20 protein-coding genes are annotated in these 20,826 nt (G+C 35.2%); 10 read left to right on the forward strand and 10 right to left on the reverse strand.

The features are described 5' to 3' along the window. Window positions 1-5: 5 nt before the first annotated feature. Both gldC and gldB read right to left on the reverse strand, forming a co-directional pair. A complete protein-coding gene (gene gldC, locus QWY87_RS07845; RefSeq protein ID WP_290290046.1) occupies window positions 6-344 on the reverse strand; it encodes a gliding motility protein GldC in 339 nt (112 codons plus the stop codon). 68 nt (window positions 345-412) lie between these two features. Beyond that, a complete protein-coding gene (gene gldB, locus QWY87_RS07850) occupies window positions 413-1,351 on the reverse strand; it encodes a gliding motility lipoprotein GldB (RefSeq protein WP_290290048.1) in 939 nt (312 codons plus the stop codon). A 96-nt stretch (window positions 1,352-1,447) separates the two neighbouring features. Between gldB and nadE the strand changes: the two genes are divergently transcribed. Then, the gene (gene nadE, locus QWY87_RS07855) at window positions 1,448-2,236 is read left to right on the forward strand and encodes an NAD(+) synthase (protein WP_290290050.1); all 789 of its coding nucleotides are present in this window, start codon (window positions 1,448-1,450) and stop codon (window positions 2,234-2,236) included. Between the two features lie 3 nt (window positions 2,237-2,239). On the opposite strand, the gene dnaG is transcribed toward nadE, so the two are convergent. The 7 genes from dnaG to QWY87_RS07890 all read right to left on the reverse strand — a co-directional run bounded on the left by dnaG (window position 2,240) and on the right by QWY87_RS07890 (window position 9,738). Next, complete coding sequence (gene dnaG, locus QWY87_RS07860) at window positions 2,240-4,213, reverse strand: DNA primase (protein WP_290290052.1); 1,974 nt, start codon at window positions 4,211-4,213, stop codon at window positions 2,240-2,242. 86 nt (window positions 4,214-4,299) lie between these two features. Continuing rightward, window positions 4,300-5,538 carry an ATP-dependent Clp protease ATP-binding subunit ClpX gene (clpX, locus tag QWY87_RS07865; RefSeq protein WP_290290054.1) on the reverse strand — a complete coding sequence of 413 codons (1,239 nt, stop codon included), beginning with the start codon at window positions 5,536-5,538 and terminating at the stop codon, window positions 4,300-4,302. 39 nt (window positions 5,539-5,577) lie between these two features. After that, window positions 5,578-6,240, reverse strand: a complete 663-nt coding sequence (clpP, locus tag QWY87_RS07870) for an ATP-dependent Clp endopeptidase proteolytic subunit ClpP (protein WP_290290057.1) — start codon at window positions 6,238-6,240, stop codon at window positions 5,578-5,580. A 174-nt stretch (window positions 6,241-6,414) separates the two neighbouring features. After that, complete coding sequence (gene tig / locus QWY87_RS07875) at window positions 6,415-7,737, reverse strand: trigger factor (RefSeq protein WP_290290059.1); 1,323 nt, start codon at window positions 7,735-7,737, stop codon at window positions 6,415-6,417. A gap of 151 nt (window positions 7,738-7,888) precedes the next feature. Beyond that, complete coding sequence (locus QWY87_RS07880; RefSeq protein ID WP_290290062.1) at window positions 7,889-8,227, reverse strand: phage holin family protein; 339 nt, start codon at window positions 8,225-8,227, stop codon at window positions 7,889-7,891. A 27-nt stretch (window positions 8,228-8,254) separates the two neighbouring features. Then, window positions 8,255-9,025: an alpha/beta fold hydrolase gene (locus tag QWY87_RS07885; RefSeq protein WP_290290064.1), complete on the reverse strand. Its 771-nt coding sequence runs from the start codon at window positions 9,023-9,025 to the stop codon at window positions 8,255-8,257. Continuing rightward, window positions 9,025-9,738, reverse strand: a complete 714-nt coding sequence (locus QWY87_RS07890) for a pyridoxine 5'-phosphate synthase (protein WP_290290066.1) — start codon at window positions 9,736-9,738, stop codon at window positions 9,025-9,027. The genes QWY87_RS07885 and QWY87_RS07890 overlap by 1 nt, the downstream gene beginning before the upstream one ends. Window positions 9,739-9,847: 109 nt before the next feature. Here QWY87_RS07890 and QWY87_RS07895 point away from each other — a divergent pair, with 109 nt between their 5' ends. From QWY87_RS07895 to QWY87_RS07925, 7 genes are all read left to right on the forward strand, one after another. Continuing rightward, on the forward strand, window positions 9,848-10,507 hold the full coding sequence (locus tag QWY87_RS07895; protein ID WP_290290067.1) for a CBS domain-containing protein: 660 nt from the start codon (window positions 9,848-9,850) through the stop codon (window positions 10,505-10,507). Window positions 10,508-10,521: 14 nt separating this feature from the next. Beyond that, window positions 10,522-11,403 (forward strand): NAD kinase, encoded by an 882-nt coding sequence (locus QWY87_RS07900; protein WP_290290068.1) that lies wholly within the window; start codon window positions 10,522-10,524, stop codon window positions 11,401-11,403. Window positions 11,404-11,513: 110 nt separating this feature from the next. Then, entirely contained in the window at window positions 11,514-12,170 is a 657-nt protein-coding gene (gene porG / locus QWY87_RS07905; RefSeq protein ID WP_290290070.1) for a type IX secretion system protein PorG, read from the forward strand. A 7-nt stretch (window positions 12,171-12,177) separates the two neighbouring features. Further along, window positions 12,178-12,930 carry an undecaprenyl pyrophosphate synthase gene (gene uppS / locus QWY87_RS07910; RefSeq protein WP_290290072.1) on the forward strand — a complete coding sequence of 251 codons (753 nt, stop codon included), beginning with the start codon at window positions 12,178-12,180 and terminating at the stop codon, window positions 12,928-12,930. Continuing rightward, entirely contained in the window at window positions 12,911-15,577 is a 2,667-nt protein-coding gene (bamA, locus tag QWY87_RS07915; protein ID WP_290290074.1) for an outer membrane protein assembly factor BamA, read from the forward strand. The genes uppS and bamA overlap by 20 nt, the downstream gene beginning before the upstream one ends. Window positions 15,578-15,640: 63 nt before the next feature. Beyond that, on the forward strand, window positions 15,641-16,522 hold the full coding sequence (locus QWY87_RS07920; RefSeq protein WP_290290075.1) for an OmpH/Skp family outer membrane protein: 882 nt from the start codon (window positions 15,641-15,643) through the stop codon (window positions 16,520-16,522). Between the two features lie 46 nt (window positions 16,523-16,568). Continuing rightward, entirely contained in the window at window positions 16,569-17,075 is a 507-nt protein-coding gene (locus QWY87_RS07925) for an OmpH/Skp family outer membrane protein (RefSeq protein WP_290290077.1), read from the forward strand. 88 nt (window positions 17,076-17,163) lie between these two features. Here the strand turns inward: QWY87_RS07925 and QWY87_RS07930 are convergent, their stop codons facing one another. Beyond that, window positions 17,164-17,673 (reverse strand): gamma carbonic anhydrase family protein, encoded by a 510-nt coding sequence (locus tag QWY87_RS07930; protein WP_290290079.1) that lies wholly within the window; start codon window positions 17,671-17,673, stop codon window positions 17,164-17,166. An 84-nt stretch (window positions 17,674-17,757) separates the two neighbouring features. Here QWY87_RS07930 and QWY87_RS07935 point away from each other — a divergent pair, with 84 nt between their 5' ends. Further along, window positions 17,758-18,642, forward strand: a complete 885-nt coding sequence (locus QWY87_RS07935) for a NifU family protein (RefSeq protein WP_290290080.1) — start codon at window positions 17,758-17,760, stop codon at window positions 18,640-18,642. 23 nt (window positions 18,643-18,665) lie between these two features. Next, the gene (locus QWY87_RS07940) at window positions 18,666-20,804 is read left to right on the forward strand and encodes a prolyl oligopeptidase family serine peptidase (protein WP_435389488.1); all 2,139 of its coding nucleotides are present in this window, start codon (window positions 18,666-18,668) and stop codon (window positions 20,802-20,804) included. Window positions 20,805-20,826: the final 22 nt, after the last annotated feature.

The following is a 20,826-nucleotide window of genomic DNA, read 5'->3' on the forward strand; positions in this document are numbered from 1 at the left end:
AGGCCCTATTGCCTTTTGATTCCCATCTTTTCTGCGTAGTAATCACAAAAATCACGCATAGTGGCGCTCATTTTTTCATCACTGGTAGCTGATTCAAAGGTATCGGCCATAGAAGTCAAAGTCTGGTGAAAAAATTGAATCATTTCATTGACCGGCATCTCCTTTGTCCAAAGGTTTATTTTATAAGTATCCTTCTCATTTGAATCCCAAACTGACAACAACATCGCTTTCGCGTCCATGTCATTTATAGCTCCGTCTTCAGCAGACCAAGTTAATTCTTCAGGTACTCTATTTTCATCCAAGCCTACCTTTATATTTATTTCTGAACTATGTTTTACTGCCATAATTAAATAATAATTTATTAATATTCCTCAAATACCATAATTCTCTATTAGAAAATGGTTTGATATTTCTATTTCTTTTTGGGTTTATACTTTGACTTTGTAAACAACTCTTCATTATCAATGGCAAGCATTTCCTGTAAACTCAAATCATTATGTTCCATAAATGAATTCACAATCTGCCATCCAAACCAAACACCTATCCTACCCGGAGAATCCTTGTCGACTTCTAAATAAAATTTAGAGAAAGGAGCGTCTGAAATAAAACGTTCTGTAAGGGTGGGATCATTGGAATAAAGCATTTCCTTTTGGATAAAATATTTCCAAATATTACTTTCACTTTGCACTGCCCATTCGTATTGCTCAGGCGAATAACCCATAATTTCTTGTTCACTCTCGGCAGGAAGAAAAGCAGCTATTGTGTACATTTTTTTTCCTTCTTGGATAATTTTTGATATGTATGATTTTAAAGGGTTCGGTTTTACAACAGGATTTGCAAGCTCTCTGGCCGCATCCACCATTAAATGATCTGGAGTAAAATTCTGTTTGATATAATTTGGATAATCCTCATAAACTTCATGCTCTCGCCCTAAATAGACATCAAGCGAAACGAACATCAAACTATCAGCGTAAATAATCCTATTGTCATAATCCACATTAGAAAGAATTGTAATAACCCGAGGAGCTTCAAATTTTGGAAAATAGTATTTCACGTGCTTAAACAATTCGGCCAAGCCTATTTTCTCTTTTGAAAAATCTCCAAACACTTCTTGTGAAGCTTTATAAAGAAACAATTCATCTTCATCCTTCATTTTAGCGGTCCAAACGGAATCTGGATTGGGTTCAGGGAAAAGAAAAGGAAAATCCGACTTCAATGTCGAGAGGTTCTCAGGGCCTGCAGTATAAAACCGTTGTTCAAATCTTCTCACATCAACATTGACATCTATCTTTGATACATCGACCACCTCCTTTTCATTCTTGTCACAAGCAACAAGGTTTAAAAGGATCATAAAAAGGAAAAAATATTTAATAATGTTCATTTAAAATAATTGCCAATAAAAATTAATATTTTTGTTTTTCGCAAAACTAATAAATACTTAGCAATAATGAACACTGAAAAAGTTACAAATCACATCGTGAACTGGTTAAAAGATTATGCCACAAAAGCCGGCGTCAATGGTTTTGTAATTGGAATATCTGGAGGTATTGATTCAGCGGTTACTTCTACCTTATGTGCCAGGACCGGGCTGGAACTGTTATGTCTTGAAATGCCAATACATCAGGCTCCGACCCAAGTAAACAGAGCCTTAAATCATATTGACTGGTTAAATTCTAATTATAAAAATGTCAGTTTAACTCAAGTAAACCTGACCCCTGTTTTTGATGGACTGATTAATGCCTTACCAAAAGTTGACAATGAAGAGGAGCGGTTTATGTCTTTAGCCAACACCAGAGCCAGGCTGAGAATGACATCTTTGTATTATTTTGCGGCCTTAAAAGGACTACTTGTGGCAGGCACCGGAAATAAAGTCGAAGATTTTGGAGTCGGCTTTTTTACTAAATATGGAGATGGCGGTGTAGATCTTAGCCCAATTGCTGACCTAATGAAAAGTGAAGTTTATGAAATTGCAAGGCACTTAGGTATAAACCAGGAAATTATTGAAGCCGCGCCTACAGATGGTCTTTGGGGTGATGATCGAACAGATGAAGATCAAATCGGAGCAAGCTATGACGAATTGGAATGGGCTATGAAGGCAATGGATCAGGGTTTGACAGAAAATTTAAATGACAGACAATCAAAAGTGCTGGCCATCTACAATAAATTGCATAATGCCAATATACATAAAATGGTTCCGATTCCGGTTTGTGAAGTTCCTGAAGCCCTGAAGAAGTAAAAATCAAATAACCCGATTCAATTTTTCGAATAAGAGTTGTTTCAGAGCTGTATAGTCTCTGATTGACTCTAATGTGTCACTATTATCTAGCGTTTCAGTAGCAGACTCCTGCCCTGTCTGGAGGTCTATTTTTAAAGAGTGTATCTTTTCGGCGATGAGTAAACGTCTTAAATTATATAAAACATCCATGACCAACTTTGGCAGGTAACTCTCTTTGTTTTTGACGAAAATATCATGTTTTTCCCAACTACTTAAGATATGTCTTTCTTCTTCCATAAGGATATCCGTTACAGTTGACGAAATATCACCATCCTCATGATTGGTGAACAGATCTGCTGTGATGCCTTGTTCCTGATTCAGCAGATGAATAATTTCATAATATATCTTCAAAAAGATTGGGTTTGTAAATTCAATTTCATCCTCTTGCAAGTGCATATAAATCTCTTTACAGACCACATTAGAATAATTGTTTTTCACAATTTTTATTTTTCCATCCTCACCAATTTCAGACGTAAAGTCTATAAAATCTACTTGCTCATTTCCGTATAATAATAATATTTCTATTATTTTTTTCTCCATTTCAAACAGTTGATCAATCTTTTCGATCTTGTTTGTCTCCTTCTTGACACCGGTGAATGGCGTTTTCTGAACAGATGACGGATGTGCTTCCTTCCCTCCTCTTTTTAAGATCTGCGACAATTCATTAAAGAGAACACTTTCTGAAATATTCATGATACGCGCACATTCCTGCACATAAATCTCCTTCTGGATATTATTCGGAATTTTGGAAATACTCGAAACTATATCCCGTATCAACTCAGCTCTTTTTATAGGATCATTTTTTGTTTCTTCCAGTAAAAGAGATGTTTTAAATTGTATAAAATCCTGGGAATGCTCTTTGAGATAAGTCTGAATTTCTTCGGTTGTTCTTGCTTTGGCAAAACTATCCGGATCATCTCCTTCTGGAAAAGCAACAACCTTAACATTCATACCTTGTTCCAGAATGAGATCAATTCCTCGTATAGAAGCCCTTATTCCTGCAGCATCACCGTCAAACAATACCGTAATATTATTGGTCAACCTGTTGATCAATCTAATCTGGTCTGAACTAAGTGCGGTTCCTGAAGATGCTACGACATTCTCTACACCTGATTGCCACATAGATATCACATCTGTATATCCTTCAACCAAATAACAATTATCTTCTTTAGCAATACTCTGCTTGGCTTGATACAAGCCGTATAAGATTTTACTCTTATGATAAATAATACTTTCTGGAGAGTTTAAGTATTTGGCGGCTCTTTTATCTGAAGATAAGGTCCTTCCTCCAAAACCGAGTATTCGACCACTCATACTTTGAATCGGGAACATCACTCTTCCTTTGAATCGGTCAAATTTCCTGTTCTCCTTAACAATAGTTAAGCCGGTCTTTTCAAGAAACTCAATCTCGTATTTCTTGTTTTCGGCTGTTTCAGTGAAGGCCGACCATTCATCAAGAGAATAGCCTAATTCAAATTTCTTAATCGTTTCATCCGTGAATCCCCTTTCTTTAAAATAGGAAAGCCCGATGGCCTTTCCTTTTTCAGATTTCCAAAGGATATCCATAAAATAAGTCTTGGCGTATTCAGAAACCAAAAACATACTTTCTTTTTCATCAGATCGTTTCTTTTCTTCATCATTCTGGACCGTCTCTTCAATTTCAATCTGGTATTTTTTTGCCAGATAGCGAATTGCTTCGGGATAAGAATAATGCTCGTGCTCCATCAAAAAAGTAATGGCATTCCCACCTTTTCCGGTACTAAAATCTTTCCAGATTTGTTTCACTGGAGACACCATAAAAGAAGGCGTCTTTTCATCTGTAAAAGGACTTAAGCCTTTGTAATTAGCCCCTGCCTTCTTTAAGTTTACAAAATCACCTATGACCTCCTCTACTCGAGCAGTTTCAAAAACTTTGTCAATGGTTTCTCTTGCAATCATTTTTTGAACGAAGATTTTAGGATATAAAGATAAAAAAACTGTCAAAGGATGACAGTTTTTTTTCAATTTGATATTTTAAATGCCTTTTATGATACGGCCTTTAACTTTTTAATAGTCGATTTAGTCAACTTATCTTCCGCATATTTTTTAGTAACTCTTAAACTGGTCTCATCAGCACCAGGCATATCGAACATGGCATCAGTTAGAATTTCTTCACATAATGACCTAAGCCCTCTTGCACCAAGTTTGTATTCTACCGCCCTATCCACAATAAAATCAAGCGCCTTTTCATCAATTTTAAAGGTGATCCCGTCCATTTCAAACAGTTTTGTGTATTGTTTGATAATGGCATTTTTAGGATCTGTCAAAATAGATCTTAGAGTCTTTTTGTCTAAAGGCCTCATAAAAGTAAGCGCTGGAAGCCTCCCTATAATTTCAGGGATCAATCCGAAATTCTTTAAATCCGAAGGAATGATATATTGCAATAAATTCTCTTCATCTATTTTATCATCAGATATCGAAGCGCTGTATCCTACAGCTTGCATATTTAATCTTTTACCAATCACTCTATCAATTCCACTAAACGCCCCACCAGCAATAAAAAGAATGTTTTTTGTATCTACTTCCACAAATTTCTGGTCAGGATGCTTTCTTCCTCCTTTTGGCGGAACATTCACTACAGTACCTTCAAGTAACTTTAGCAAGGCTTGTTGTACCCCTTCTCCAGAAACATCTCTTGTAATAGATGGATTGTCACTTTTTCTAGCAATTTTATCAATCTCATCGATAAATACAATCCCTTTTTCAGCTTTATCAACCTTATAATCTGCAGCCTGAAGCAACCTGGTTAAAATAGTTTCCACATCTTCTCCTACGTAACCGGCCTCTGTTAGCACAGTGGCATCAACTATAGCAAAAGGAACATCAAGCATTTTAGCTATGGTTCTGGCAATTAGTGTTTTCCCGGTACCTGTTTCTCCTACTAAAACAATATTACTTTTTTCAATCTCAATATCGTCATCTGTAGTAGTTGGCTGTTGCAGTAAACGCTTATAATGATTATATACCGCAACTGACATGACTTTTTTAGCCTGATCCTGCCCGATGATATACTGGTCTAGAAAATCTTTGATCTCTCTTGGTTTCTTTACCAAAAAATCAGTGCTTGAATTCTTCTTTTCATTAATGGATTCTTCCAAAACAATCCCATGAGCCTGCTCAATACATTTATCACATATATGAGAGTCTACTCCGGCAATGAGCAAATTGGTTTCTTCCTTCTTTCTCTTGCAAAACGAACATTCTAATTCTTCTTTCTTCGCCATAATCTTCTTAATTTAAACAGGATATACATCCTGCAATACCTATTTGTTCCTCGTCAGAATTTCATCAATCATTCCGTAGGTCTTAGCTTCATCTGCCTTCATCCAATAGTCTCTATCTGAATCGTCATGTACTTTTTTTACTTTCTGACCAGAATGTTTCGCGATGATTGCATACAACTCATCCTTCAATTTCATGATCTCGCGAGCCGTGATTTCTATATCAGAAGCCTGGCCTTGCGCACCACCTAAAGGTTGGTGAATCATAATTCTTGAGTGAGGAAGTGCTGATCTTTTCCCTTTCTCTCCTGCGCACATTAAAACAGCTCCCATTGATGCAGCCATACCGGTACAAATTGTCGCAACATCAGGTTTGATAAATTGCATGGTATCATAAATTCCTAGTCCGGCATAAACGCCTCCTCCAGGAGAATTGATATAGATCGAAATGTCTTTAGACGAATCTACACTTTCTAAGAACAATAATTGTGCCTGAATAATATTGGCTACGTGATCGTTTATTCCTGTTCCCAAAAAAATGATTCTATCCATCATTAACCTTGAGAACACATCCATCTGAGCAACATTCAATTGTCTTTCTTCTATAATATATGGGGTTACACTACTGACAAGCTGGTCAACATGAAGGCTGTTAATACCTTGATCCTTTACAGCGAATTTTTTAAATTCATTTCCAATATTCATATAACTTCTTTTTAATCGTTAAGAATGTAAATATAGTAATTAATTAGGATGTACCTCATCCCTAATCATCTTCTCGCTCAGCAATTTTAGACCTTTCTACACTATACGGTTTTGCTGTATACAAAAAGCTCCATAATGATTAATCATTATGGAGCTTTATATGATCCTCAAGGCTTATTTGTAAACTTCTTTTACAAAGTCTTCATATGTAACTTCCTTGGCCTTAATCTTAATATTTTCTTTAAAGAATGTCAATAACTTCTCATTTTTCAATTGATCAGATAATCTCTTAACTTCCTCCTGATTTGAAAGAACTCTGCCCACGATTTCTTCCAACTCCTTGTCTTCAATTTTATTATCTCCAAACTGAGCCATTTGCGTTTTTACAAACCCTTTAGTATATTCTTTAAGGTCATCATAATTTACCTGTAATTTATGGTCGTTCATCAACTTTCCTTCAATCAACTGGTATCTCAAACCTTTCTCAGATCTTTCATATTCTTCACCTGCTTGTTCTGGCGTCATTGGCTTTTCACCTGATACAGCAAGCCATTTTTTTAAGAATTCAGATGGAAGTTCAAAATTGGTGTTCTCGATCAAACTCTCTGTTACAGCGTTAAGCAATTGCTGGTCAGCCTGAGATCCGAATTGCTTCTCAGCATCTTCTTTCAATCTTGTCTTAAGTTCTTCTTCACTTTTTACAAGACCTTCACCGAATAATTTATCAAATAATTCTTGATTTAATTCTGCAAGTTCTGTTTGTGTTATTTCTTCAATAGTAAAAGTCAAAAGGGCTTCAAAATCATGTGCATCATCATGTGAAAGACCTAACACATTCATCAACATATGATCATCAGTAAACAAGTTTTTCGATTTTAATTCGATAACGTCACCAACTTTTGATCCTACAAATTTCTTTAGATTAGCTTTACCTTTTATTTTTTCAAGTTTGAAAGTAGACTTCTTCTCTATTTCCTTTTCTTCATTTACAAAAGTCCCGGTAACATTTGAATTATCTTCAATCGCATCCTGAGTTATCATTTTACCGTATTGCTCTCTGATATTCTCAAGCTGATTATTAATCATTTTATCATCAGCAACAATTTTATATGAATTAATTGCTTTTTTTGGTTTTAGGTTCACCTCAAATTCAGGAGCTAATCCCAATTCAAATTCAAAAGAAAATTTATCTTCATCCCATGAAAAATTATCCTGCATTTTTGGCAAAGGATTTCCAAGAACATCTAATTTCTCTTCAACTAAATATTTACTTAAAGATTCTTGAAGAAGCTTGTTTACTTCATCAATCATTACAGACCTCCCATACTGTTTCTTCACCAGGCTCATTGGAACATGCCCTTTTCTAAATCCGGGTATGTTTGCCTTCCTTCTATAATCATTTAACTGGGTATCAACTTTTTCCTGATAATCATTCGCTGTAATATCAATTTTAACAACTGAATTCAACGCATCAATGTCTTCTTTAGTAATCTTCATTATAAAATATATTTATCTCTTTTTAAAATTGAGGATGCAAAAATAATGATTTTTGATTAATTTATAACCATGATTATTCCAATTGAAATGTAAAATTGGCTAATCTTATGTTAAAATTGATAAAGTGTGTGGCTATAAATTCCTTGAAAACCTATTTCTCGATTAGTTTATGAAGGATTGACTCAAAAAATGACAACAGAATACTAAACAGTAAAGCAGTCCAAAATCCTGAAACGCTAAACCCGTCTATCCAGCTATTTGCTAATAAAATCATGGCCGCATTAATGACGAAAAGAAACAGACCCATAGTAAGAATCGTTACGGGTAATGTCAGAATTACCAGAATCGGCTTTAAAATAGAAAATAAAATACCAACAATAAAGGCCACCCAGATAGCGGTTCCATAATCATCAACTTCAACACCTGGCAATAAATAGGCTATCAACAAAACCGCAAGAGCCGTTAGCAAAACTTTAAATAGGTAATTCATATATAAATTTTAAATACTTCAGGGAAATTAATCATTTTCGAGGAATCCGGCAACATTATCGTAAAAATCCGTTGGGTTTTCAGCATGTAACCAATGGCTCGCTTTAAATATTGTCACAATTCTGCTGTTTGGAAAATGTCCTGAAATCAAACCTTCATCCTCATCAGTAACATACCCTGACAAAGACCCTCTTAAAAACAAGACAGGGCCATCAAAAAGAGTTCTTGGAGGCAGCGCTACTCCAATTTCGTCAATATTGTATTCTAAGGTTTCTAAATTAAACCTAAAGGCTAATTTATCTTTATCAATTCGATAAACGTTCTTCAGTAAAAACTGTCTTATACCCAATTCAGGTATATGTCTTTGAAGAACCTCATCCACTTCATTTCTAGACGAGACCTTGCCAAAATCCACATCATTGAGCGCATCGAGTATATATTGATGATGCGGCGGATAAAACTTTGGTGCAATATCTGCTACAACAAGTTTATCCACTCTATTTCCATGTTCCACAGCAAACAGCATAGCGGTTTTACCTCCCATTGAATGACCCAGAATATGTACCCGATCTAGCTCATGCTGATCTAAGTAATATAAAAGGTCTGCAACTAACAATTCATATGAAAAATCATCATCGTGAAAACTACGTCCATGATTGCGCTGATCAACAAGATGCACTTCATAGTTTGCAGAAAATTTATTGGCCAATGTCTTCCAATTATCCCCCATCCCCAAAAAACCATGTAAAATTATCAGAGGCTCTCCTTTGCCTATAACTAAAGAATGTAAAAGTTTCATTATTTGAGTTTTTGAAGGTACATACTTACCACATTTTGAAGCCCAAAATACAAAGCTTCTGAAATCAAGGCATGACCGATAGACACCTCCATTACACCCGGAACTTTCTTTATAAAATAATTTAAATTAGACAGACTTAGGTCATGTCCGGCATTGATACCAAGACCAAGTTCTATAGCTTTCTCAGCGGCAATTACATATGGTCTTACTCCATTTAGATCATCTTTTTCATAAGATACGGCATACGATTCTGTGTACAACTCTATTCTGTCAGCACCTGTATCAGCGGCAGCGGCTATGAGCGAAATATCCGGATCCATAAAAATGGAAGTTCTAATTCCATTCCTTTTAAACTCAGAAACCACCTCTTTTAAGAAACTGGCATTTTTAATTGTATCCCATCCAGCGTTAGAAGTAATTGCATCGATTGAATCAGGAACCAGTGTAACCTGTTCTGGTCTAATTCCTAATACCAAATCAACGAACTCAGGGATCGGATTTCCTTCAATATTAAATTCAGTATGTACAACAGAGCGAAGATCTTTTGCGTCTTGATATCTAATATGCCTTTCGTCTGGTCTTGGATGAATAGTGATTCCCTCAGCTCCAAAATTTTGGATATCAGTAGCTGCTTTCAGCAGATTTGGAACATCTCCACCCCTAGCATTTCTTAGGGTAGCTATTTTATTAATATTGACGCTTAATTTAGTCATTACTTCCTTATTTATAATTTTAATGCAAAAGATATTATATCTTTACCAACTAGTTCGCATACTTAAGGGGGCAAAATTACAATTTTATCTTTAGTAACCATCTATTTTAATGCAAACCATCACTTACATATTAAACGACATTCAACCTTTTAATTTAAAGAATGATATCACTCAAATGAAGGAGGCTTTTGGGCAATATCCTTTTTCTCATTTACCAGTGGTCGATGACAATCTTTACTATGGAGCCATTTCTCATGAGGAAATTGAATTGTTAAATCCTGAAAGTCTAAAACTGAATGAATTCAAGCATTTAGCGCAACCTTTTTATGCCACTGAGAATATGAACTGGTTCGAGGTCTTGCAGTATTTTGCTACGCACAACACCAATTTGATGCCCATTTTGAATGCTGAAAAAGAATATATAGGTTATTACGAACTCGATGATTTTTTAAACATTTTTAAATGCACTCCTTTTTTACATGAAGAAGGCGTAATTCTCGTAGTGTCAAAAAATGTTAATGATTATTCATTTAGTGAAATATCTCAAATAGTCGAATCAAATAATGCTACTCTATTCGGTGCTTTTGTGTCTAAAATCGATAGTGAAATTGCGCATATCACCCTAAAACTTAGCCTTCACGATATCAACAACACCTTGCATTCTTTTAGAAGATATAATTATGAGATTCTCAATGAATTTGAAAAGGATAAATACCTAGAGGAGCTGAATGACAGATCAAATTACTTGCAAAAATACTTAAATATTTAAGAGCGCATTAATCGATGAAAGTAGGAATTTTCGGACAATCCAATAATGAAACCACTATTAAATATGTGGGCCAGCTTGTTGACCTATGTTCACAGCATGATGTTGCAATAGTCTTTGAAGAGAATTTCTATAAAGGCTTTGATCAACTAATTGACGCTAAAAATTTCACCACTTTTTCTGGATATAACGATTTAGACCGAGACCTTGACTACTTTTTTTCAGTTGGAGGCGATGGAACTTTTCTTAGGTCTATCACTTTTATCAGAGATCTGGAAATCCCGGTAATAGGAATTAATACCGGAAGGCTTGGTTTTCTTGCGAATATCCAAAAAGATAGCATTGCAGCAGCCTTCAATAAAATAATCAACGGCCAATATATAGTTCAAAAAAGGTCTTTGTTAGGCATCAAGACTGAAAATGATAACAGCGAATTAAACCAAATAAATTTTGCGCTGAACGAAATAACCGTCACCAGAAAGAATACCGCTTCTATGATCAAAGTAGATACGATGTTAGACGGTGAATTTTTGACGACATACTGGAGTGATGGCTTAATCATTTCAACTCCAACAGGGTCTACCGGCTATTCACTTAGTTGTGGCGGGCCAATCATTTCTCCATCATCGCAAAATATTGTTCTCACACCAATTGCCCCCCATAGTCTTGCTGTTCGACCCTTGGTAATTCCTGAGCAGACAGTTATAGAATTGCACATTGATAGCAGAGCAGACGAAGTGTTACTCACATTAGACTCACGCATGTATACTTTGCACAATAAATCAAAACTAATTATTGAGAAATGCTCCTTTTCGATAATGACCCTTCAATTAGACGATCAAACCTTTATAAAAACACTCCGTGAAAAACTTCTATGGGGTGAGGATAAACGCAATTAAATCAAAGGATATAATACAATTTTACGCTTAAAAATCTGTTAATCAAAAAAGAACATTCATTTCAACTAAATGCAAATGTATTTTTTTATATTTGCGACCTATTTTTTATGATGAAAAAAATTGTAATTGTAATCCTAATTTCTTTCTTTTCAACTGGTGTTTTTTCTCAAATAAATGAGGCTGGAATATTTGTAGGAGGGAGTAATTATATTGGAGACATTGGGCGAACAAACTTTATATATCCTAATAGTTTTGTGGTAGGGGCCATATATAAATGGAACATGCATCCTCATTACTCGATTAGAGCCACCTATAATTATTCAAAAATTTCGGGGAGCGATTCTGAAACTAATAATTCATTTAGAAAATATAGAGATCTCAGTTTTACCAATGATATTCATGAATTAGCAGTCGGTATAGAGTATCATTTTTTCAAGTACAGTCTTGGTAAGATAGGCTATACACATACACCGTATATATTTTTTGAAGCCGGTACGGTGAACTACGGCACATTAGATGACGGACGGAGCTTTAATTTTACCATGCCCTTTGGAGCTGGATACAAAACAATTTTGGCACCCAATGTGGGTATCGCTTTTGAAACGGGCTTTAGATACACATTTAAAGATGATATAGATGGCTACCCGTACGACCCTTTAAGTGAAAATGTTCAGATCAATCCTAATAATAATGATTGGTATGTTTTTACAGGAATCACCTTAGTTTTCGCTTTTGGAAGGGAAGGTTGTTATACAGGAAGTTTTTAACATAATTATGGATTTAGTTTCTCAAATAGATAAGGGTTTTATACCAAAACATGTTGCGGTCATTATGGACGGTAACGGAAGATGGGCTAAAAGCCAGGGCCTTAAAAGAGTTTTTGGGCATAATAAAGGTGTGGAATCTGTCAGACAAACTGTAGAAGCCAGCGTTGAACTTGGAATTGAAGCGCTTACGCTTTACGCTTTTTCAACTGAGAACTGGAAACGACCAAAAATCGAAGTAGATACTTTGATGAGTATTTTAGTAAACTCCTTAAAAAAAGAGATTGCTACTTTTCAGAAGAACAACATCAAACTCCAAGCAATTGGCAACTTAGAGAAATTACCCTTAATCGCAAGAAATCAGCTTAAAGAAGTCATGAATTTGACTGAAAAAAATGATGGCATGATATTGACTCTTGCCCTTAACTACGGGGCTAAAGAAGAATTGATCAGGGCGGTAAAATCCATTTCTAAAAAAATTGTTAATAATGAACTTAAAACGGAAGAAATTGATGAAAAAATTATAAATAGTCATTTATATACATTTACTTTGCCCGTCGTTGATTTTTTGATTCGAACGAGTGGGGAAATGCGCATTAGCAACTTTTTATTATGGCAAATTGCTTATGCAGAATTGTATTTTACTGATATTTTATGGCCCGATTTTAGGAAGAAGGATTTTTACGAAGCAATACTGAATTATCAAAGAAGAGAGAGGCGATTTGGAAAAACAAGTGAACAAATTGAAAACAGTAATAAATAATTTAAGGTATACAGTTTTACTGTTAGTTTTTATCTTAATCGGCGTTACTGTGAATGGGCAAAATACTTCCCAAAGTAACACAGCTACTCAAGATACCATCCCTGCCACCAAGGCATTGGATACGATACCCTTATCCCAACAAAGAACAGACTCAATAAAAACTCCTGTTGTCTTGAATCCTTCAGATTCGTTGGGTGCCACAGCTCAAGTACAGGATACTATAAAAAAGGTTCCAGCGGGGCCTATTGTTCTTGAAAAGAATAAAAGATACTTATTAGGAGGAATATCAGTTGTAGGAAATGAAACCATTTCTGAGCAGTCAATTTTGATATTTTCTGGACTTAATTCAGGTCAGCGACTTAAAATACCTGGTGACAAGCTGTCTTCTGCTATAAAGAGATTATGGAGTTCAAAGTTGTTTTCAAATGTTGATGTTTTTGTAACGAAACTAGATGGAGATGCGATATACCTTGAAATTAATGTAAAAGAATTAGATAAGGTTGGACGATTAACGATTACCGGGCTCAAAAAGTCAAAAATTGAGGAACTTCAAAAAGAAATAGAATTTCAGGCAGGTTCGATGTTGACAGAAAATTTGATAACCACTACTGAAAACTATATCAAAGATAAATATCGAGCTAAAGGATTTCTGAAAACTAAGGTAACGATTAATACCAAAAAAGATACGGCTTTTCCAAATACTCAAGATGCACTTATTGTTATTGATAAAGGGAATAAAATAAAAATAAAGAATATTACATTTCATGGGAATACGGCTTTGACTGATAAGAAGCTTAAAAAGATCATGAAAAAAACAAAGGAGAAAGGGATTACAAGAATGTTCTCACCTTCCAAATTTGTAGAAGATTTATATGAAGAAGATCTTGATAAAGTGGTCTCCGTATTCCAAGAAAAAGGTTTTAGAGATGCTTTGATCATAAAGGATTCCATCTCCTGGAATGATGACAATACCATTAATTTGGATATCTTTTTGACCCAGGGCGAGCGTTACAAATTCGGAAGTATTAATTTCTTAGGTAATACCGTTTTTACGGATCAGCAGCTAAGAAACATTCTAAGAATAGATAATGGGGTTACTTATAACGGGAAAGCACTTAATGAGAGAGTATATGGAGATGGGACTCCAGAATCTCAAGATATCACCAATACTTATCTAGACAATGGTTACCTATTTTCCAGAGTAAATGCAGTTGAAACAAGTGCTGCAAATAATATTATCGATCTTGAAATCAGAATTATTGAAGATGAACCGGCCTTAATAAGAAAGGTAACTGTCAAAGGAAATGATGTTACGAATGACCATGTTCTTTATAGAGAGCTTCGTACCAAACCAGGAGATCTTTTCAGTAAAAGTGATATTGTTCGATCTATTCGTGAATTGGGACAATTAGGATTTATTGATCCTGAGAACATTGTTCCTGATGTACAGCCTAATTTTGCTGATAAAACAGCTGATATTGAATTTTCAGTTTCTGAAAAAGGATCTAGTCAGATTGAATTACAAGGTGGATATGGTGGAGGTACTTTTGTTGGAACACTTGGTCTTTCATTCAATAACTTCTCGATTAAAAACCTATTTAACTTTGAAGAATACAAACCTGTTCCTAGAGGTGATGGTCAAAATATAGCACTTAGACTACAGGTCAGTAAATTCTACAGAACGTATAGTTTATCATTCTCAGAGCCTTGGATGGGTGGTAAAAAGCCAAAAGGGTTTAATTTCTCTATCTATAATTCGAGTCAATTTGGGTATGACCCATTCACAAATAGTGTAGATAAAGATCAATTGCTGGATATTATTGGTGCCTCAGTTGGCTTGAGCCAGCGCTTAAAATGGCCTGATGATTTCTTTACCCTGTCAACTTCATTTAATTATCAAAGGTATAAGCTTCAAAATTATACTATTTCATCATTTGATTTTGATAATGGTATTTCTAACAACTTTAACTTTGCTGTGAATTTTGGAAGAAGTTCTGCCGGACCTAACCCTGTCTTTCCTTCAGGAGGTTCGCAGTTTAATATTTTGTTAAAGCTTACGCCTCCATATTCATTATTTAATGACAGAGATTATACAGATCTTCCTGATGAAGAGAAGTATGAATGGATCGAGTTCTATAAAATAGTATTTACCGGTAAATGGTACAGTCCGGTTGCAGGAAAACTGGTTTTGATGTCTAATGCGGAATTAGGTTTTCTCGGACATTATAATGATGAGATTGGTGCACCACCTTTTGAAAGATTTTATGTGGGTGGTGATGGTTTAGCCACAGGAAGATTTGATGGTAGAACAACGGTAGCACTTAGAGGATATCCGAATTCCAGTCTTTCATCACAAACTGGTGGAACAATATATAACAAGGTTGCATTTGAACTAAGATATCCGATAACACTTAAGCCTTCAGCGTCAATATATGCGCTGACCTTTCTTGAAGCCGGTAATTCATGGAACGAATATAGAGAATATAGACCTTTTGAATTGAAAAGGTCAGCTGGTGGTGGTATAAGGGTATTTATGCCAGCCTTTGGTTTACTTGGAGTTGATTTTGGATACGGGTTCGATACGATACCAGGATCCAATATAATTTCGGGGTGGCAAACACATTTTATCATTGGACAACAGTTTTAAGCTAAATTGTTATATTTGCCCCAAATCAAGAAATGGCACGATATTTTCTTGAAAACAAATAGAATGAAAGTAAATAGGGTTTTAATTATCGTCATTATATGTTTTAACTTTATTGTTAATGCTCAAAAGCCACAGCGCGTTGCCTATATTGACATGAACTATATACTGGAAAATGTTCCGGAATATGTAAATGCCCAATCTCAGTTAGATTCTAAAGTAAAAACCTGGCAAAAAAAGCTGGAAGTTCTTACAGCAGAAATTGAGCAAATGAATACTGATTTAAGCAATGAAAAGACTTTGCTTACGAAGGATTTGATTAGTGAAAGAGAAGAAGATATAGATATAAAAAAACAAGAATTAAGCAGGTTACAACAGGCTTATTTTGGTCCTACGGGAGACTTGTTTCAAATGAGAAAGCAACTTGTTAAACCTGTACAAGATCAGGTTTATAATGCAATTCAAGATATTGCAGGTAAGAAGCGTTATGATTTTGTTTTTGACAAATCAAGTGATTTAATACTATTGTATAGTAATAGTAAATATGATATCAGTGAGTTGGTCCTTAATGCTATAGTGAAAAATAGAAAAAGACAAGCAGTTCAAGACCTTAAGACTGACAGACTTGTAAAGGCAGGAGTGATTGCCAGCCCTACAGTGCTTGAAAATGAAGATGCTGAGCAAGGAATTGAAGATGATATGGCAGATCCAGCTGCAGAAACAGAAGATGCTCAAGTAGATGAAGTCAAGACTGAAGAGCAGATTAAGCTTGAAGAGAGAATCGCAAAAAGAGAAGAGCTAAAAGCGCGAATTAAAGCGCAACAAGAATCGAGAGCAAGAATGAGAGATTCTCTTAAGCAGGTGGCTGAAGAAAAAAGAGCCGCTAAGTTACAAGAAATTGAAAATCGAAAGAAACAGAGAGAAGAAGCAATAGATAACAACAATTAAAAAGAAGTAAAAACAAAAAAATTATTAATAACAAACTATTTGAAAAATGAAATTATTTAGAAATTTATTCGTGGCAGTCGCACTTTTAATGGCTTTTAATTCAGTTCAGGCTCAAAATGTTGCTCATATTGATAGCGAACAACTTTTGATGGCCATGCCAGAAACAAAAGCGATGGAGACAGAATTAAAAAAAGTTCAACAAACTTATGCAGATGAGTATAATGCTCAAGCAACGGCACTTCAAGCAAAATTACAAAAGTATGATACTGAAGCTCCAACGCAAACAGATGCAAAAAATGAAGAAAGAAGAGTTGAAGTAGAAGGTCTTAAGCAAAAGATTCAAAAATATGCTCAAACAGCAGATCAAGAAATTCAAAAGAAAAGATTTGATCTTTTGAAGCCTATCGTTGAAAAAGCACAGAAAGCCGTAAGTGATGTTGCTTCTGAAAAAGGTTTCAAATATGTAATGGATTCTTCTCCTGGAAAAGGACTTATTGTTTTTGAAGGTGAAGACCTTATGCCAAGTGTTAAAACTAAACTTGGAATTCAATAGAAAGAATTTCACTCTAATACAAAAAAACATCCTTGGTTCTAGGATGTTTTTTTTTGCTTTAAATTTAAATTATTTCGTTTTTAGTTGATTACTTGTACCAACTCGCATATTTTATATAATTATTTGCAATTCGATCTATTTCTCCTGAAATCAATTCTTGGTTAATATCCTTTATTTTCTTCGCTGGCATTCCGGCAAATACTGAACCGGAAGGCACTAAGGTGCCTTTAGTCACTACAGCTCCTGCAGCTATGATACTATTGCTTTCAATAACACAATCATCCATAATAATGGCTCCCATGCCTATTAGTACATTGTCATGAATGGTGCAACCATGAACCAAAGCGTTATGGCCGATAGACACATTGTTACCAATCGTGGTAGGAGATTTTTTATAAGTGGCATGAATCACTGCTCCATCCTGGACATTAACTTTATTTCCCATCTTGATGAAATGTACATCTCCTCTTATTACAGCATTGTACCAAACACTGCACTGATCTCCCATAATGACCTCACCTACTACAACTGAATTTTCTGCAAAAAAACAATCTTTCCCGCTAATCGGCATCTTTCCATTGACTTCTCGTAAAATCATAATTCTTTTTTTGATTGATTTAACATATGCATCAAAAGTAAGAAAAAATACTTTCGTAAATTTGCAGTTAGATCCCATATAGATATGTCAAAAATTAAAATAGAATACACTTCAAATCCTGCTATAATTAAGTTTATCTCAGATAAAATGTTAACTGAAAGCAGTTACGAATACAATTCAATTGATGATGCCAAGAATTCAGCTTTGGTGCAGCAGTTATTTCATTTACCTTTTGTTAAAAAAGTTTTTATAACGGCTAATTTTATTGCTTTAGAAAAGTTTGACATCCTTGAATGGAAGGAAGTTGAAAAAGAGCTGCAAGAAATACTTGAAGTTTATTTACAACAAAATGACTCAGTGTTTTCAGAGGATAAAAATGAACAACTAGTTGAGGTCTATGCTGAAAGCACACCTAATCCGAACGTTCAAAAATTTGTAACCAATAAATTACTGAGTAATCAGCATATTGAATTAAGTGAACAGGCAGATGCACATGAAGTGCCGCTTGCCTATGAGCTTTTTGAATTTCCTTTTGTAAAAGAGGTTTTTATTTCAGATAATTATGTTTCCATCCAAAAGTCAAATGACCTGGAATGGTTTGAGGTGAACAATACCTTGAGAGATTTTTTAAAGGAATACCTTCAAAGTGATAGACGAATTGTTGCTGAGGATTATGCCCCTAAAGTAAAGGAAGCACAAAAGAGCGATGTGAAATTTCAAGCGACTGATGATGATATTTCAAAAGAGATTATTGCCGTTCTTGAGGAGTATATCAAACCTGCTGTGGCTGGAGATGGAGGAAATATTCAATTCCTCTCTTATGAACCTGCAACAAAAGAAGTAAATGTTTTACTGCAAGGCGCTTGTAATGGCTGTCCTTCATCAACCATCACCTTAAAAAACGGGATTGAAGCGACATTAAAACAATTGTTACCTGGTAAAATTGGTGCAGTAAATGCCTTAAATTAATATCGCTTATAATTTAGCTGTCAATGAATAGCAAACTTCAATTAATTTTATGTGTTTCAATTAGCCTTATGATTGGCAATTTGTATGCGCAAAAAACCGGATTAAATGTGACTTATCCTGAATCTACCAAAGGAAAAACTACTGACAATTATTTTGGAAACGAGGTGTCGGATCCATACAGATGGCTCGAAGATGATCGCTCTAAAGAAACAGAAAACTGGGTAAAATCTCAGAACTCAGTAACCCAAGATTATATGAGTCAAATTCCTTATCGAGACCAGATCAAAGAAAGGATGACCCAGTTATGGAATTATGAAAAATATAGCTCCCCAACGACTCATGGTGAATTCGACTATTTTTATAAAAATGATGGCCTGCAAAACCAATATGTTTTATACCGACAAAAAACTGGTCAAGAAGCAGAAGTTTTTCTTAACCCCAATACGTTCTCAAAAGATGGAACTACCTCATTGAGTTCGGTTTCATTCACAAAAGATGGAAATCTGGTTGCTTATTCTATTTCTGAAGGTGGATCTGACTGGAGGAAAGTTATCATCATGGATGCTCTAAGCAAAAAAGTTTTGGGAGATACCATACTAGATGTGAAATTTAGCGGCCTTTCATGGTATAAAAATGAAGGTTTTTATTATTCGAGTTATGACAAACCTGATGGCAGCGAATTGTCTGCTAAAACAGACCAACACAAACTTTACTATCACAAACTAGGAACTTCTCAAAGTGAAGACCAAGTAATTTTTGGCCTCGATGAAAAGAGGCGGTATGTATTTGGATACGTAACTGAGGATGAAAAATACCTTGTTATCAATGCTTCTAATTCTACATCAGGAAATGAATTATATATCAAAGATTTAAGTAAGGCGGAAAATGAATTGGTTTGTATCATTAATAATTTTGAGAACGACCATGGTGTTATCCACAGTAAAGGAAGTATGATTTATGTATCGACAAACCTGGAGGCTCCAAATAAAAAGGTTGTTACTTTTGATATCAAGGATTATGAAATTTCAAAATGGAAGGATTTAATTGCTGAAACCAAAAATGTATTAAGTATCTCAGGCGGTGGAGGCTATTTCTTTGCTGAATATATGATAGATGCCATTTCAAAAGTATATCAATACGACCTGAAAGGCAAACTAATAAGAGAGATTGAATTACCTGGTATTGGCAGTAGCGCTGGTTTTAGTGGGAAACTAAAAGATAAAACACTTTATTATTCGTTTACAAATTATATCAGCCCGTCATCCATTTATTTATTTGACGCTGATAAAGGAACTTCAAAACTATTCAAAAAACCAAAAGTTGGATTTAATTCAGATGATTATGAGTCCAAACAGGTTTTTTATCCTTCCAAAGATGGAACCAAGGTACCCATGATCATCACCTATAAAAAGGGAACTAAATTAGATGGGAGTAACCCAACCATTCTATATGGATATGGCGGCTTCAATATCAGCCTGACCCCATCCTTTAGCATAGTCAATGCAAGTTGGCTTGAAATGGGCGGTGTTTATGCTGTAGCAAATCTTAGAGGTGGTGGTGAATATGGAAAAGCATGGCACAATGCAGGAACAAAATTAAAAAAGCAGAATGTTTTTGATGATTTTATAGCAGCTGCTGAATACCTCATAAAAGAGCAATACACTTCAAGTAAATACTTGGCTATCAGAGGTGGTTCAAATGGAGGATTACTCGTTGGAGCAACAATGACCCAGCGACCAGACCTCATGCAGGTAGCCTTGCCAGCTGTAGGCGTTTTAGATATGCTCAGATACCATACTTTTACCTCAGGAGCAGGGTGGGCATATGACTATGGAACTTCAGAACAAAATGAAGAAATGTTTAAATACCTCTATAATTACTCTCCGGTTCACAATGTAAAAAAAGGGACATCATACCCGGCAACATTGGTTACAACAGGAGATCATGATGACCGAGTTGTACCTGCGCATTCATTTAAATTCGCTGCAGAATTGCAAGATAAACAACAAGGCGATAATCCAGTGTTAATCAGGATAGAAACTGAGGCTGGTCATGGTGCCGGAACTCCGGTATCAAAGACCATTGATCAATATGCAGACATATTCAGTTTTACCTTATTTAACATGGGTATTACTGACCTCAATGCGACAATTAAGAATTAGTGAATCTGACTTGAATATCTAA

The sequence above is a fragment of the Lutimonas halocynthiae genome (genome assembly GCF_030409835.1).
Lineage (GTDB): Bacteria > Bacteroidota > Bacteroidia > Flavobacteriales > Flavobacteriaceae > Lutimonas > Lutimonas halocynthiae.

Excerpts from the sequence above, each read along its gene's own strand:
- QWY87_RS07880 (WP_290290062.1), bottom strand. The coding sequence starts at position 8,227 with ATGAATTACCTATTTAAAGTTTTGCTAACGGCTCTTGCGGTTTTGTTG.
- QWY87_RS07890 (WP_290290066.1), bottom strand. The coding sequence starts at position 9,738 with ATGACTAAATTAAGCGTCAATATTAATAAAATAGCTACCCTAAGAAAT.
- tig (WP_290290059.1), bottom strand. The coding sequence starts at position 7,737 with ATGAAGATTACTAAAGAAGACATTGATGCGTTGAATTCAGTTGTTAAA.
- QWY87_RS07935 (WP_290290080.1), top strand. The coding sequence starts at position 17,758 with ATGTCAAAAATTAAAATAGAATACACTTCAAATCCTGCTATAATTAAG.
- QWY87_RS07885 (WP_290290064.1), bottom strand. The coding sequence starts at position 9,025 with ATGAAACTTTTACATTCTTTAGTTATAGGCAAAGGAGAGCCTCTGATA.
- clpP (WP_290290057.1), bottom strand. The coding sequence starts at position 6,240 with ATGAATATTGGAAATGAATTTAAAAAATTCGCTGTAAAGGATCAAGGT.
- gldC (WP_290290046.1), bottom strand. The coding sequence starts at position 344 with ATGGCAGTAAAACATAGTTCAGAAATAAATATAAAGGTAGGCTTGGAT.
- QWY87_RS07940 (WP_435389488.1), top strand. The coding sequence starts at position 18,666 with ATGAATAGCAAACTTCAATTAATTTTATGTGTTTCAATTAGCCTTATG.
- nadE (WP_290290050.1), top strand. The coding sequence starts at position 1,448 with ATGAACACTGAAAAAGTTACAAATCACATCGTGAACTGGTTAAAAGAT.
- porG (WP_290290070.1), top strand. The coding sequence starts at position 11,514 with ATGAAAAAAATTGTAATTGTAATCCTAATTTCTTTCTTTTCAACTGGT.
- dnaG (WP_290290052.1), bottom strand. The coding sequence starts at position 4,213 with ATGATTGCAAGAGAAACCATTGACAAAGTTTTTGAAACTGCTCGAGTA.
- clpX (WP_290290054.1), bottom strand. The coding sequence starts at position 5,538 with ATGGCGAAGAAAGAAGAATTAGAATGTTCGTTTTGCAAGAGAAAGAAG.
- QWY87_RS07895 (WP_290290067.1), top strand. The coding sequence starts at position 9,848 with ATGCAAACCATCACTTACATATTAAACGACATTCAACCTTTTAATTTA.
- QWY87_RS07925 (WP_290290077.1), top strand. The coding sequence starts at position 16,569 with ATGAAATTATTTAGAAATTTATTCGTGGCAGTCGCACTTTTAATGGCT.
- uppS (WP_290290072.1), top strand. The coding sequence starts at position 12,178 with ATGGATTTAGTTTCTCAAATAGATAAGGGTTTTATACCAAAACATGTT.
- QWY87_RS07900 (WP_290290068.1), top strand. The coding sequence starts at position 10,522 with ATGAAAGTAGGAATTTTCGGACAATCCAATAATGAAACCACTATTAAA.
- gldB (WP_290290048.1), bottom strand. The coding sequence starts at position 1,351 with ATGATCCTTTTAAACCTTGTTGCTTGTGACAAGAATGAAAAGGAGGTG.
- QWY87_RS07920 (WP_290290075.1), top strand. The coding sequence starts at position 15,641 with ATGAAAGTAAATAGGGTTTTAATTATCGTCATTATATGTTTTAACTTT.
- QWY87_RS07930 (WP_290290079.1), bottom strand. The coding sequence starts at position 17,673 with ATGATTTTACGAGAAGTCAATGGAAAGATGCCGATTAGCGGGAAAGAT.